The 13,568-nt window shown below is 67.9% G+C and carries 10 protein-coding genes; 4 read left to right on the top strand and 6 right to left on the bottom strand.

The window, feature by feature from the left end:
- Positions 1 to 50 precede the first annotated feature (50 nt).
- A complete protein-coding gene (locus ASC63_RS09080; RefSeq protein ID WP_235492037.1) occupies positions 51 to 3,383 on the bottom strand; it encodes a BTAD domain-containing putative transcriptional regulator in 3,333 nt (1,110 codons plus the stop codon).
- Positions 3,384 to 3,463: 80 nt separating this feature from the next.
- Between ASC63_RS09080 and ASC63_RS09085 the strand changes: the two genes are divergently transcribed.
- Complete coding sequence (locus ASC63_RS09085; RefSeq protein ID WP_235492039.1) at positions 3,464 to 4,756, top strand: MFS transporter; 1,293 nt, start codon at positions 3,464 to 3,466, stop codon at positions 4,754 to 4,756.
- Here ASC63_RS09085 and ASC63_RS09090 read toward each other — a convergent pair.
- From ASC63_RS09090 to ASC63_RS09110, 5 genes are all read right to left on the bottom strand, one after another.
- Complete coding sequence (locus ASC63_RS09090; protein WP_055812218.1) at positions 4,753 to 5,331, bottom strand: CoA-binding protein; 579 nt, start codon at positions 5,329 to 5,331, stop codon at positions 4,753 to 4,755. The genes ASC63_RS09085 and ASC63_RS09090 overlap by 4 nt on opposite strands.
- An 18-nt stretch (positions 5,332 to 5,349) precedes the next feature.
- Positions 5,350 to 6,636, bottom strand: coding sequence for an O-acetylhomoserine aminocarboxypropyltransferase/cysteine synthase family protein (locus ASC63_RS09095; RefSeq protein ID WP_055812221.1), 1,287 nt, complete (start codon positions 6,634 to 6,636; stop codon positions 5,350 to 5,352).
- A 151-nt stretch (positions 6,637 to 6,787) separates the two neighbouring features.
- Positions 6,788 to 7,813: a YeiH family protein gene (locus ASC63_RS09100; protein ID WP_055812224.1), complete on the bottom strand. Its 1,026-nt coding sequence runs from the start codon at positions 7,811 to 7,813 to the stop codon at positions 6,788 to 6,790.
- A 69-nt stretch (positions 7,814 to 7,882) separates the two neighbouring features.
- The gene (locus ASC63_RS09105) at positions 7,883 to 8,983 is read right to left on the bottom strand and encodes a fatty acid desaturase family protein (protein WP_055812227.1); all 1,101 of its coding nucleotides are present in this window, start codon (positions 8,981 to 8,983) and stop codon (positions 7,883 to 7,885) included.
- A 177-nt stretch (positions 8,984 to 9,160) separates the two neighbouring features.
- Positions 9,161 to 10,825, bottom strand: a complete 1,665-nt coding sequence (locus ASC63_RS09110; protein ID WP_082487438.1) for a dolichyl-phosphate-mannose--protein mannosyltransferase — start codon at positions 10,823 to 10,825, stop codon at positions 9,161 to 9,163.
- A gap of 40 nt (positions 10,826 to 10,865) precedes the next feature.
- Between ASC63_RS09110 and rsmI the strand changes: the two genes are divergently transcribed.
- The 3 genes from rsmI (at position 10,866) to ASC63_RS09125 (ending at position 13,543) form a co-directional block, all read left to right on the top strand.
- Positions 10,866 to 11,687, top strand: coding sequence for a 16S rRNA (cytidine(1402)-2'-O)-methyltransferase (gene rsmI, locus ASC63_RS09115; protein WP_055812230.1), 822 nt, complete (start codon positions 10,866 to 10,868; stop codon positions 11,685 to 11,687).
- A gap of 211 nt (positions 11,688 to 11,898) precedes the next feature.
- Positions 11,899 to 12,870: an epimerase gene (locus ASC63_RS09120; RefSeq protein ID WP_055812233.1), complete on the top strand. Its 972-nt coding sequence runs from the start codon at positions 11,899 to 11,901 to the stop codon at positions 12,868 to 12,870.
- Positions 12,871 to 12,967: 97 nt separating this feature from the next.
- The gene (locus ASC63_RS09125; RefSeq protein WP_082487440.1) at positions 12,968 to 13,543 is read left to right on the top strand and encodes a DoxX family protein; all 576 of its coding nucleotides are present in this window, start codon (positions 12,968 to 12,970) and stop codon (positions 13,541 to 13,543) included.
- The last annotated feature ends 25 nt before the right edge of the window (positions 13,544 to 13,568 follow it).

Below are 13,568 nucleotides of genomic sequence, written 5' to 3' on the forward strand. Positions count from 1 at the left end.
GCAGAGAATTCTGCGGGGGTCTCGATACGCTTCGCTCGTTCCTCGCTGCGCTACTCGACCGGCGCAATCGCGAACCTCGCGAGCAGCGCCCTGTTTCTGAGCAGCTCGAAGCCCTGCGTCATCGCCTCGCGCGGCGTCAGCGCCTCGGCGTGAAGACGGGCCGCGTCAACGGCGGCCGAGCCGTGGGCCGCGACCGCGGCATCCGTGAGCCTCGTGATGTTCAGAGTGGGCAGATCCTGGCGGGAACCCATGCGGTCGCCGAGAAAGAGCATCCGCAGGGCGATTTCGGTGACGGCGGCGGATGCTCCGGCCCGGCCCGGCCACGCCAGCCACGCGGCGAGAGCCACAAGACCACTGCCCGCGACGGGCATATCGCTGTTGTCGACCTGAAGCCGCCGGGTGACGAGCAGGCGTGTTCGGAGTTTCGCCGCGATGGCGTCGGCGCGTGCGTACTCTCGCACGTCGGCGCGTACCTGCGCGGCAAGCGCCGCCGAGGTCACGATGGTGAGCCAGGGGGAGCGGTGACTGGTGCCGAAGCTGTCCACCGCCTGAAGGTAGAGACTCACGGCATCAGGGGAGCGTCCGTCATGGAACGCGATTTCGGCCAGGCCGGAGTACCCGATGGAGCGCAGGTCGTGAAAGTCATCGCCGAGAGTGGCATCGTCGTCGTCAACGAAGTGCTCGAAGGTCGCACGCGCGCCTTCGGCATCGCCCATGGAGACCTCATTCAGGCCGATCATCCAGTTCAGCTGCTGCAGATCGCCGTGCGCCTGCAGGGCGTTGAGGCCCTGCCTGGAACGTTCTGCCCACATGAGCGCCTCGCGGGGGCGGCCACGTTGGCTGTGTAACTCGGCGAGGGACTGCGCGGCTGTGGCCTCCGACCAGACGTTGCCGCGCCCCTGTGCGAGTTCGTAAGCGCGGGTCGAGGAGGCGAGGGACTGCGCGAGCTCTCCATCGTTCTCATACATCTGCGCACTGAGAAGAGAGGCCAAGCCTGCGACACCTGGGTCGTCCGAGCGCGTGTATCGCTTGAGCTCGCCGCGGAAAGAGTCGAACTGCGTCGTGGCGGTCAGCAGCAGTTCGCTCATCGCCTCGAGGCGGGGATCGTGGGCCGCGCCGAGACGTTTCATCGCCCGCAAGCGACCGATCGCGAGCAGGCTGGTGCGTGGATCTCCGAAAAAGGCCATGGTGCCGGCTAGCGAATACGACATGATTGCCGCATCCCGGTGCGCCTCATCGGGAGTGTAATGGCGGGTGACGGTGACGACGGATGCGCCGAAAGCGGCGACATCCGAGTGGGCGCCGCGCATCGACCAGTAGTAGCCGAGCAAGGAGAACAGGGTGACGGTGGTGTCGGCGGCGCCCGCATCGATCGCCTCGCGCAGCACGGCGATGAGATTGTCCTGTTCGGCCGTGACGAGGGCGAAAGCTCGAATCTGCGCGTCGCTGTCGAGCTCGGCTATGGTGCTGATCGCGAATTGCTCGGCCCAGCGGAACATCGCGCGCTGAATCCGGGCATCCTCGCCGGCGTCGACGAGCGCCATCGAGCCGAACTCGCGCACCGTCTCGAGCATGCGATACCGCATCAGGCCCGTCGCGTCGTCCTCCGAGACGGCGACGAGTGATTGGTTGACGAGACCGTCGAGATCGTTGGTGACATCGTGGGCGTCATCGTCCTCGCCCACGAGCTGCGCGGCATCCGCTCCGAAGCCGTCGGGAAAACTGGAGAGGCGGCGCAGCAGCCGCTGTTCGGAGGCGCCGAGCAGATTCCAGCTCCAGTCGATGACGGCCGTGAGCGTGCGATGCCGCTCCGGCGCGGTGCGCTCGCCACCGGTGAGCAGCGCGAAGCGATTGTTCAGGCGGCGCTCGATCTCCTCGACGGGCATCGACCGCACGCGTGCCGCCGCCAGCTCGATGGCCAGCGGCAGGCCATCGAGGCGTGTACACAGCCGCGCTATGGCCTCGAGCGGGAGGTTCACGCCGGGGCGGGCCGCGCGGGCGCGCTCCACGAACAGGGTGACGGCGGGTGCGGCATCCTCACCGGGGTTGCTCGCGAGAGAGTCGAGTGGGTAGACCTGCTCTGCGCTGATCGCCAGCGGTGCACGGCTGGTGGCGAGCACCCGAACCGTGGTGGTGGAGGCCAGGATGTCCGCGATCCAGGACGCCGCGGCATCCACGATGTGTTCGCAATTGTCGATGACCAGCAGCGTCTCGCGCTCGCCGAGAGTGGCGAGAATACGTTCGTGCACGTCGAGGCGCACGCCCGGGTCGTTGAGCTTGAGCCGGCCGGTGCTCGCCTCGCGGATGCCGAGGGTCGACGCCAGCGCGAGCGTCACGTCTTCGCCGGTGCGCACGCTGGCGAGCTCGACGACGATGACGGCGGGTGTGTGCTCGGCGGCCGTGCGGGCGAGCTCCTGGGCCAAGCGGGTCTTGCCCAGGCCGCCGGGGCCCAGAATCGTGGTGAGTCTCGCGGTGCGCAGCAGCGCCTTGAGTGCCTCGATATCGTGTTCGCGACCGAGCAGCTCATTCGGTGCCGTGCGCAGACCGATGCGGATCGCGGCCGGTCTCGTGGCGGTTTCCTCGCGCAGCAGCTCGGCGTTCAGGCTCACCAGGGCGGGCGAGGGGTCGGTGCCGAGTTCGTCGCGCAGAAGTGCACGGAAGTCGCCGAAGACGCGCACCGCATCGTTACGGCGCCCGGCGGCTGCGAGCGCGCGCATGCGCAGCGTGACGAGCTCCTCGTCGAATGCGGATGGCACTGTCGCTCCGGATACGGCTGTCGCTTCGGATGCGGCACTCGCCGCGTCGAGGTCCGTCAGCGCCCCAGCATTGTCGCCCTCACCCAGACGGGCGGATGCGCGCAGTCGCAGCAGCTCGCCGCGCAGCGCGGCGGCGCGCGCCTGCAGCTCGCTCGCGAGTTCGGTGGCGCCGAGATCGGCACCAGGCTCGCCCCGCCAGAGCGCGAGGGCATCGGAGGTGAGGCGCACGGCCTCGTCGGTGTCGCCGCGACGGTGGGCGTCGCGAGCCTCGGCCAAGAGGGCGGAGGCGAGGCCGGCATCCGTCTGGCGGGGGGAGAGATTCAGTGCGTATCCGGAGGGGCCGGATTCGATCAGCCCTTCGGCGCTGGCCTGTCGAAGCCTGGAGACAAGGGTCTGCAGGGCCGCTCTGGCGCCCTTCGGTGGTTCGTCCTGCCACAACTCGTCGATGAGCTGGGCAACCGAGACGCTGACGCCGGGGGAGGCGGCGAGGGCGACGATGAGCGCCTTGCCGCGGGCGCCGGCCGGTTCGACGAGTGTGGTCGCGCCAGCCGCCAAGCCTGGCCCGGCAACGCGCACCGGCCCGAGCACCGCGACACGAATGTCGGCGATGGTCGGGGAGGAAGGCACCTGCCGAGTTTAGCGACCGCCGCCCGGCCTGTGCTCCGGCCGGGCGTCTACTGCGCACCGGGAGCGAATAGCCTGTAGCGGTGACCATTGTGCCGCCCGGGCAACCGGTGCCCTCCCGCGCAGCCGTGAAGCCGCGGCTGGGTCGCGACGTCTACGTGCTCGGCGTCGTGGCCTTCTTCGTCATGGTGGGCTTCGGTGTCGTCGTGCCGGTGCTACCGGTCTTCGTGCGCAGCTTCGGCGTCGGCTACCTCGAGATCGGCGCCGTCGTCTCGGCCTTCGCCCTCATGCGGCTGGTCGCCAGCCCGTTCTGCGGCTGGCTCATCAACAGGGGCGGCGAACGTACGATTCTCGCGGTGGGCATTGGCATCGTGGCGGTCTCGAGCGCGCTCGTCGGTGTGGCGCAGAACTACCCGCAGGTGCTGATTCTGCGCGGAGCCGGCGGCATTGGCTCGGCGATGTTCAGCGTCTCGGCCATGACCCTGCTGCTCGGCACGACACCCGTGGCTCTGCGCGGCCGCGCCGTGGGCTTCTACCAGGGCGGCTTTCTGATCGGCGGAATGGCGGGGCCGGCGCTCGGTGGCGTGCTCTCGCTGGTCTCGCTGCGCGCGCCCTTCTTCTTCTATGCCGCGACGCTCACGATCGCCGGTCTCGTCGGCCTGTTCCTGCTCAAGGCAAAGACGCAGGCGGTGACGGATGCCGCCGCCGCGCCTCCGCGCCCGTTCCGTGAGGTGCTGGCAGACACCCGTTATCGTGCCGCCTGCCTTGCCAACTTCGCGCAGGGCTGGGCGGCCCTCGGTGTGCGCAGCGCGCTCGTGCCTGTGCTCGTCGTTGAGGTGCTGCACCACGAGACGGTGTGGACGGGCATCGCCTTCGCGGTGGCGGCGGTGGCCCAGACGCTCACGCTCGCTCCGGCGGGCACCTTCGTGGACAAGGTGGGCCGCCGCCCGGCCATCATCGCCTCCTTCGCCGTCGGCGCCGTGGCAATGGTGATGCTGCCGCTCGCGCCGGGCATCGCCGCGCTCATCGCGCTGCTCTGCGTGTACGGGGTGGCCGCGGCGTTCATGGGAACGGCCCCCGCCGCAGCCGTGGGCGATGCTGCGGGGTCGAGGGGCGGGCATCCGGTGGCAGTGTTCTCGATGTTCTCCGACGCGGGCGCCATCGTCGGCCCGCTCGTGGCGGGTTACCTCGTTGACGCCGTCTCGTTCGAGGCGGCGTTCGGCCTGGCTGCGGTGCTCATGCTTGCGGCATCCGCCTACGCACTGCGGATGCCGCGGGCACGGGTCACGTCGGTGCGTGCACCCACCACGAACCCGGCGATCATCGACCCCGGTGAAACCGGAACCGACGTCACGGGTTCAGGCATCACCGACTAGCGAATGGTCTTGCGGCTGGTGATCTGCCCGGTGTCGAAGCCGAGCAGGTGCAGGCCGCCGTGGAAGCGGGCGTGCTCCACCTTGATGCAGCGGTCCATGACCACGGTGAGGCCCTTGGATTCGCCGTAGACGGCGGCATCCTGGTTCCAGATTCCGAGCTGCACCCACACGGTCTTGGCACCGATGGCGAGCACGTCGTCAATGACAGAGGGAATGTCGCTGGCCTTGCGAAAGACGTCGACGATGTCGGGAACCTCGGGCAGCGACGCCAGGTCGGGGTACGCCTTCTGGCCCATGATCGTGTCGGCATTCGGGTTCACGAAGTACAGGCGGTAGTTGCTCGACTGCGAGAGATAGGTGCCCACGAAATAGCTCGACCGCGCCGGGTTGGGCGATGCGCCCACAATCGCCACGGACTTGGCCTCACGCAGAATCTTCAGGCGCTGCTTGGCGTCCGGGCCCACCCACGTGCGCTGCGATTTGAGCAGCTTCGCCAGCGGCGATGAGGCCGGCAGCTCGCAGCTGAGGCCGTTGGAGAGGTGGGTGGTGACGACGTCATCCGTTGCGGTGCTCATGGTGTGTCCTCCTGTGCCCTACGCGGTTGCCTGCGCGAGCGCCTGATCGAGATCGTAGATGATGTCATCAACGTCCTCGATGCCCACACTAATCCTGACCAGGCCGGGCAGAACCCCGGCGTCGTTCAGTTGTTGTTCGGTCAGCTGCGCGTGCGTGGTGGAGGCGGGGTGGATCACGAGGGTCTTCGCGTCGCCGATGTTAGCCAGGTGACTGGCCAGGTTCACCGATTCGATGAACGTCTGGCCGACGGGCCGACCACCCTTCACCACGAAGCTGAAAACGGAACCCGGACCCTTGGGCAGGTATTTCTGCGCGCGCTCGTGATGCGGATGCGCGGGCAGGCCCGCCCAGTACACATGCTCGATGCGTGGGTCGGCATCCAGCCACTGGGCCACGGCGCGGGCATTGTCAACGTGGGCCTGCACCCGGAACGGCAGCGTTTCCACGCCCTGCGCGAGCAGAAAAGCCGAGTGCGGCGCGAGCGTTGGACCGATGTCGCGCAACTGCTCGGCGCGCAGCCGGGTGAGAAAGGCGTATTCGCCGAAGTTTCCCGACCATTCGAGGCCGCCGTACGTCGGCACCGGCTGGCCGAACAGGGGGAACTTGTCGCTGTGCCAGTCGAAGCGACCGCTTTCGATGACCACGCCGCCCATGGCGGTTCCGTGGCCGCCGAGAAACTTGGTTGCCGAGTGCACGACGACGTCTGCGCCCCACTCGATCGGACGGTTGAGGTACGGCGTGGCGATGGTCGAGTCGATGATGAGGGGGAGCCCTGCGGCGTGTGCGACCTCGGCCAGCCCCTCGATGTCGGCGATCTCGCCGGAGGGGTTCGCGATGGTCTCGGCGAAGATCAGCTTGGTCTTGTCGGTGATGGCCGCGGCGTACTCAGCTGGGTCGGAGGAGTGCACGAATGTGGTCTCGACCCCGAAGCGACGCAGCGTCACATCCAGTTGCGTGACCGAGCCGCCGTAGAGACTCGCGGATGCCACGATGTGGTCACCGGCGCCGGCGAGCGACGCGAAGGTGATGTACTGCGCGGAGAGCCCGCTGGCCGTCGCGACGGCACCGAGGCCGCCCTCGAGGCTCGCCACGCGCTCCTCGAAGGAGGCCACCGTGGGGTTGGAGAGCCGGGAGTAGACGTTGCCGTACTTTTGCAGCGCGAAGCGGGCAGCGGCATCCGCGGTGTCGTCGAAGACGAAAGCGCTCGAGATATAGATGGGCAACGCACGCGACCCCGTCACCTGGTCGGGGATGTTGCCCGCGTGAATTGCACGCGTGCGAAAGCCGTATTCGCGATCTGCCATGGCAGCCACGCTACCGGATGCCACCACCCGCCCCGTTCGCCCCCGTAACAGTCCGCAACCCGTTGGCGCTCGCCTCGAGTTCGCCATTTGTGTGGGTTTTCGGGCATCGCGACCCGCACAGATCCCGAATTCGCGAGGCTCGTGAGCGCGCTTAGCGCGACAGCCAGACGGCGCCGAGGGCGAGGGCCGCGATCAGTGCCCATGACAGCAGCGCCACGACCAGTGCGCGCCAGCCGGTGCCGACGAGTGTGCGCAGGCGCACCGCGGCGCCGAGGCCGAAGAGCGCCATCGCGAGCACGGCGGTCTGGAGCGTATCCGCCGAGTCGAGCACCACGTGCGGAAGCGGCAGGAACGAGCGCAGCAGCATCGCCACGATGAATCCCGCAACGAACAGCGGCACGATCGGCGGGCGCTTGGCGGTGGGATCGGGGTTCACGTTGCGGCGGCGCTCGACCACTCCGGTGATGGCCACGATGGGGGCGAGCATGAGCACGCGGGTGAGCTTCACCACGATGGCCACCGCCAGCGCGGCGGACCCGGCGATCTGTGCCGTCGCCACGACCTGGCCCACGTCGTGCACGCCGGCACCCACCCAGTGGCCGAACTGCACCGCGTCGAGACCGAACGGATGCCACAGCACCGGCAACACGAAGATCGCGAGCGTTCCGCACAGGGTCACCAACGCAACGGGCGTTGCCGTCTCCTCATCCTTTGCCTTGATCACTCCGCTCATCGCGCCAATAGCGGATGCGCCGCAGATCGAGAACCCGGTGGCCACCAGGAGCGGCTGATGACCGGGCAGCCGCATCAGCCGGCCCAGCGCGATGGTGCCGAAGAAGGTGATGATCACGATGGCGATGGTCGAAGCGATGGTCACCCAGCCCAGGTGCCCGATGTCGATGAGGCTGAGTTTGAGGCCCAACAACACCACGCCGATGCGCATGAGCCGCTTCGCCGCAACGGAGAGGCCGGGCGCGAGAACACCCGTGAGCAGGCCGCGCACCGCGGGTACCTGTCCCACGATGATGCCGAGCGCGACGGCGGCCGTGAGCAGCGGCACGGCGGGCGCGACCCAGTGGATGCCCCAGGCCAGCAGCGCGGCGGCGCCCGCGACGGCGACGCCGGGAAGCCAGGGGAGAGGGGTGGTGCGGGGCGGGGTCTGTGTTGCGGATGCCATCGCATCCATTCTCGCGGATGCGCGCGGTGCCATTGCCGCCCGACGCCGTTGCTGGCGCGTCGCGAAGAGCTAGTGGTTGCGGAATTGCGCCGTCATGGGGCAGTCGAACGGGTCGCGGGCGGCGAGCCCCACCCGGTTCAGGTACTCGATGACGATGCGATACGACTGCGTCAGCCGGGTCTCGGTGTACGCGATGTTATGGGCCTGGCAGTACTCGCGCACGATCTCCTGGGCCTTGCGCAGGTGCGGCCGCGGCATGTTCGGGAACAGGTGGTGCTCGATCTGGTAGTTGAGGCCCCCCATGAAGGTGTCCATGCTGAAGCCGCCGCTGATGTTGCGCGAGGTCAGCACCTGGCGACGCAGGAAGTCGACCTTGCTGTCGTGCGGCAGAATCGGCATGCCCTTGTGGTTGGGGGCGAACGACGCGCCCATGTACAGGCCGAAGACGGCCATCTGCACGCCGATGAACGCGAACGCGAGACCGAGCGGCATGAAGTAGAAGATGACCGCGAGATAACCGATGACCCGGATGCTCAGCAGCGTGATCTCGAGACTGCGACGGTCCACCTTGCCCCTGCCGAAGACGGTGCGGAACGCGTGATGGTGCAGGTTGAAGCCCTCGAAGAGCAGGGCGGGAAAGAAGAGGTAGCCCTGACGGCGGGCGAGGAAGGCGGAGATGCCCGTGAGCTTCTCGGCGTGCTCGGTCTGGAACACGATGAAGTCCGGCTCGATATCGGGGTCGAGTCCCACCTGGTTGGGCTTGCCGTGGTGGCGGGAGTGCTTGTTCATCCACCACGAGTAGCTGATGCCGACGACGAGGTCGGCAAGCCAGCGGCCCGCGCGATCGTTGGCCTTGCCCGACTCGAACACCTGGCGGTGCGAGGCCTCGTGGGCGAGGAAGGCGAATTGCGTGAGGATCACGCCGAGGGCGCCGGCCATGAGCAACTGGTACCAGGAGTCACCGAACAAGACCATGCCCGTGACCACACCACCGAGGCAGGCCATGAGAACACCGAACATGACAAAGTAGAACGAGCGGCGTCGTCGCAGCAGGCCCAGGTTGCGTACCGTCTGCAGCAGCGCAGAGTAGTCGGAGGTGGGGTTCTTGCCCGTTCCGCCGGGGCGGGTCTTGATGATGCGGACGGATGGTGCAGGCGTAATGGCTGACATGAGTCCCTCAATGGATTTGGACTTCTCAGCCGAATGTAACGAGCAACGTGCCCTGAGTGGTGCAGATGACTTAGCTTAAGCCCCGGCCCTGTGAAAGCTCTGCGCACAATACATTCCAATTTCGGCATATATTCGGCCAGTCATCGGGCTTATTTTCGTGGGCTTTCGAGTGCTGTCTCAGCGCCAGCTCGGTAACCAGATGTGCAACTGCCAGTACCAGAACGGCACCTGTTGTCCTGTCCAGAGCGGGTAGAAGAACACGCTGATGGCGAGTACGAAGGCCAGGAATATCGCGGTCACCAGCAGTCCGCGCTTGCGCCGCCATGCGGCATCCGTTCGTGTTCCGATGATCAGGCTTATCACGAAGGCGAGGCCGAGAATCAGGTACGGCTCGAAGGCGATCGTGTAGAACTGGAAGACCGTGCGACCGGTATAGAGCAGCCAGGGCAGGTAGCCCGCGGCGAGGCCCATGAGAATAAGGCCGACCTTCCACTCGCGGTAACGCGCCAGCCTGTAGACGAGGTAGAACGCGCAGGCGGCGGCGGCCCACCAGATCAGCGGGTTGCCGATCGAGGTGATAGCCGACGAGCAATTGGCCGAGGCGCAGCCGTTCTGCCCGAGCGAGGAGCCCGCGTAGTACATGCTGGTGGGCCGAATCATGAACAGCCACGTCAGCGGATTCGCCTGGTAGGGGTGCGGCACGTGCAGGTTGATGCTGTAGCCGTACATCGCGGTCTGGTAGTGCCAGAGGTTCTGGAACCACAACGGCACCCAATTGAGCGCGCCGGCCCACGGCTGCCCATCCGTCTGGGCCCAGTGCCGGTAGTAACCGCCGCTTGTGACGAGCCAGCCCGTCCACGTGGCGATATACGTGACCAGCGCGAGCGGAACCATGAGCAGGAAGGTTGCCGGGCCCTGCTTCAGGATGCTTGCGCTGATCCAGAACGGAATGCCGGCGCGCCGTCGAGCCACGGCATCCACCACGACAACGTAGACGGCGAAGAACGCGAGAAAGTAGAGCCCGCTCCATTTGACTCCGCTGCACAGGCCGAGCAGAACCGCGGCCGTAAGCAGCCAGGGGCGCCACCACAGGGTCGGCCCCCAGTCGGCGGGGCCGCCGGCCAGACGCCGTCGTGCGACCTTCGCGTCGAGCCGCCGTTGAAACCAGCCGCGGTCCAACAGCAGGCAGCCGAAGGCGAGCAGAGCCAGAAACATGACCGAACCGTCGAGCAGCGCCACCCGGCTCATCACGATGGCATGGCCGTCGACCGCCATGAGCAGGCCGGCAATGGTGGCCACGAGCGTGGAGCGGAACAGGCGCCGCGCGATCAGCATGACGAGCACGACCGCGAGAATGCCCACGATGGCCGTGCTGATGCGCCAGCCCACGCTGTTGCCCGCGCCGAAGACGGCAAGACCGAGCGAGATCATCCATTTGCCGAACGGCGGATGCGCGACAAACGACGGCGCGGAGGTGAAGATATCGGTGTCGCCGGCATTGAACTTCGTGTCGGCGTCGGCCGGCCAGCTGGCCTCGTAGCCGAGGTGCATGAGCGTGTACGAGTCCTTCACATAGAAGGTCTCGTCGAAGACGAGCACGTGCGGGTTGCCGAGATTCCACAGCCGCAGCACCGCCGCAAGCAGCGTGACGGCGAGCGGCGCGCCCCAGTACCAGAGACGCTGGCGCGCGGGCGTGTACACGGTGCGAGCCCACCAGTCGTCGAAGCGGCTGCCGCGCGGTTCGGCCGCGTGCTCGGCGGTGTGTTCGAGGGTCGGGGTCGTCACGGCCGACGGCGCTGCGCCCACAACGGCGTCGAAGTCGTCGGGAGGCGTCGAGGTCACCCTGCCATGCTAGTGAGCGTAAGGCTGTCAGACTGGCAGCATGATCATCCTGGCCGGCACACCCATAGGAAATCTGAAGGATGCGTCGGCCCGGCTCGTCGAGGCCCTGGAGCAGGCCGCCGTGGTAGCCGCGGAGGACACGCGGGTGACCCAACGTCTGTTGGCCGGGCTCGGCATCCGAAACCGGCCACGCCTGATAGCGCTGCACGACCACAATGAGCGCGAGAAGGCCGCCGAACTCGTGGAGCTCGCGCGCGACGCGGACCTTCTGGTTCTCAGCGACGCGGGCATGCCCACCGTCTCCGACCCCGGCTTCCATCTCGTGGATGCCGCGATCGCCGCCGACGTGCAGGTCACCGCCATTCCCGGCCCGTCTGCCGTGCTGACCGCGCTCGCCGTCTCAGGGCTGCCCACCGATCGGTTCACCTTCGAGGGCTTTCTGCCGCGCAAGAGCGGTGATCGGCTCGCGAGCCTGCGACGGCTCGCGAACGAGCAGCGCACGATGGTGTTCTTCGAGTCGCCGAACCGCATTGCCGCCTCGCTGGCGGATGTCGCATCCGCGCTGGGCGAGAGCCGGCGCGTTGCCGTGTGCCGTGAGCTCACCAAGCTCTACGAGCAGGTGAAACGGGGCACAGCGGCCGAACTGGCCGAATGGGCCGCCGAGGGCGTGCGTGGCGAGATCTGCATCGTGGTAGCCGGCGCGCCCGCTCGCGACGCCGATCCGGATGCCGCGCTCGGCCAGGTACTCGCGCTCGTCGCCGATGGCATGCGTCTCAAAGAAGCCGCCGCCGAGGTGGCTGACGCCACCGGCCTCGGCAAACGCGAGCTCTACCAGGCTGCGCTCGCCGCACGCCGTTCGTAATCCGGCCTTGACGCCCGACCGGACTTTTCACGCAAGACCGGACAAATCGACGGAATCTTCCGGTTGAGCGCCAAAAGTCCGGTCTAGCGTGCGCGCCCCGTGCGCCTCGTGCGCCCCGTGCGCGGCCCGTGCGTGCCTGCGGGCGTGCGTGACTGCGGGCGTGCGTGCAGGCAGGCAGCGGCGCGGGGGCCGCAACCGTTACGGTGGGGCCATGAAGTTCGTCATCGCCGGTGGAAGCGGCGCCTTGGGGCGCGCCGTCGCCGACCACCGCACGCGGCTCGGTGACGACGTTGTTGTACTGACGCGTCGATCAACCGGTGCATCCGGTGCCCGCGAGGTGCTCTGGGATGGTGAAAGCCCGGGGCCCTGGCAGCAGGAACTCGACGGCGCCGTGCTGCTCAACCTCGCCGGCGAGATAGTTGACCAGCGTCCGACAAGGCGCACGATCAACCGCCTGGCGGAGTCGCGGGTGCGCCCCACACGGGCACTCGTCGAAGCCGCGAGACAGGCGCCGCCGATCCGGTGGCTGCAGATGAGCACGACGGCCATCTACGGAGACGGCGGCGACACGGTGATTCGGGAGGGGTATCCGGTGCGGGAGGGCCCGGCCCAGATGACCGGCGTCGCCACGGCATGGGAGCGGGCGGCGCACCCCGCCGCCGCGCTCACGAGCCAGGTGATCCTGCACACCGGCATCGTGCTGCAGGCCAACACCCCGGCGCTGGATCGCCTGCTCTCGATGACGCGCTGGGGACTCGGCGGCCGAGTGGGCCCGGGCACCCAGTGGATCACCTGGCTGCACATCGCCGATTTTCTTGGCATCGTCGACGCGCTCGTTTCGGGCGACGGTGCAATGGAGGGCGACGGTGCAACGCACGGCCTCGGCACCATCGACGGCGTCGTGCACGTGTGCACACCTGGGCCGGTGCGGAACGCCGAACTGATGGCGCAACTCCGGCATGCGCTGGGGCGCGGATGGGCGCCGCCGACACCCGCACCCCTGGTCAGGCTGGGTGCGCCCCTGCTGGGCACGGATGCGAAGCTCGCGCTTCTCGGGCGTCGCTGCCTTCCGCAGCGGCTCACCGACGGCGGCTACGAATTCCGTTATCCCGAACTTGGCGCGGCGATCAGCGACCTCATCTCCGAGGCGCAGCTTTCGAAAGCACAGGCCGCGAAAGCGTAACCGACCGCTCGGCGACCATGGCGGCATTGCAAGCTGAGGCCTAGCGTGGGCAGCGAATCCACGGCCGCGCGTTGTGCGGCGGGCAAGGGGGCACGAGATGAGCGTGAGCAAACTGGCCGTTCGAGTCGTTATCGGGGGCCTCTTCTTCGGGCATGGCATGCAGAAGCTGACGGGCTGGTTCGGCGGCGGCGGGCTGGAGGGCACGGACGCGATGATGGAGGCCACCGATATGCGGCCGGCTCGGCGTAACTCCATTGCGGCGGGTGTGACAGAGGCCGCGAGTGGCACGCTGCTCGCCGCTGGCCTGGCCACGCCCGTTGCCGCGGCAGGGCTGATCGGCGTCATGACCACGGCCATTCGCAAGGTGCACGGCAAGAATGGGCCGTGGAACAGCGACCGCGGCTGGGAGTACAACGCCGTGCTCATCGCCACCCTCACCGCGCTGGCGGCCAACGGCCCCGGCAGGCTCTCGCTCGATGCCGCGCTGCATCGTGTGCGTTCGGGGCCGCAGTGGGGCTTCTTCGCGCTCGCGGCGGGGGTCGTGTCATCCGCAGTGCTCATCGAACTCGGCCGCAGGGGCGCACGAGCCACGGATGCGGGGGCCACGAACGCTGGAACGCAGCCGCCTGAGCCGCCCGAGGCGGAACAGGAGGAGGCCGAGGACAACGCCTGAACACCGTGCCCTCATCGCCCCGCGG

The organism is Leifsonia sp. Root112D2 (assembly GCF_001424905.1).
Taxonomy (GTDB): domain Bacteria; phylum Actinomycetota; class Actinomycetes; order Actinomycetales; family Microbacteriaceae; genus Root112D2.

Excerpts from the sequence above, each read along its gene's own strand:
- ASC63_RS09090 (WP_055812218.1), bottom strand. The coding sequence starts at position 5,331 with ATGAGCACCGCAACGGATGACGTCGTCACCACCCACCTCTCCAACGGC.
- ASC63_RS09095 (WP_055812221.1), bottom strand. The coding sequence starts at position 6,636 with ATGGCAGATCGCGAATACGGCTTTCGCACGCGTGCAATTCACGCGGGC.
- ASC63_RS09100 (WP_055812224.1), bottom strand. The coding sequence starts at position 7,813 with ATGGCATCCGCAACACAGACCCCGCCCCGCACCACCCCTCTCCCCTGG.
- ASC63_RS09105 (WP_055812227.1), bottom strand. The coding sequence starts at position 8,983 with ATGTCAGCCATTACGCCTGCACCATCCGTCCGCATCATCAAGACCCGC.
- rsmI (WP_055812230.1), top strand. The coding sequence starts at position 10,866 with ATGATCATCCTGGCCGGCACACCCATAGGAAATCTGAAGGATGCGTCG.
- ASC63_RS09120 (WP_055812233.1), top strand. The coding sequence starts at position 11,899 with ATGAAGTTCGTCATCGCCGGTGGAAGCGGCGCCTTGGGGCGCGCCGTC.
- ASC63_RS09125 (WP_082487440.1), top strand. The coding sequence starts at position 12,968 with ATGAGCGTGAGCAAACTGGCCGTTCGAGTCGTTATCGGGGGCCTCTTC.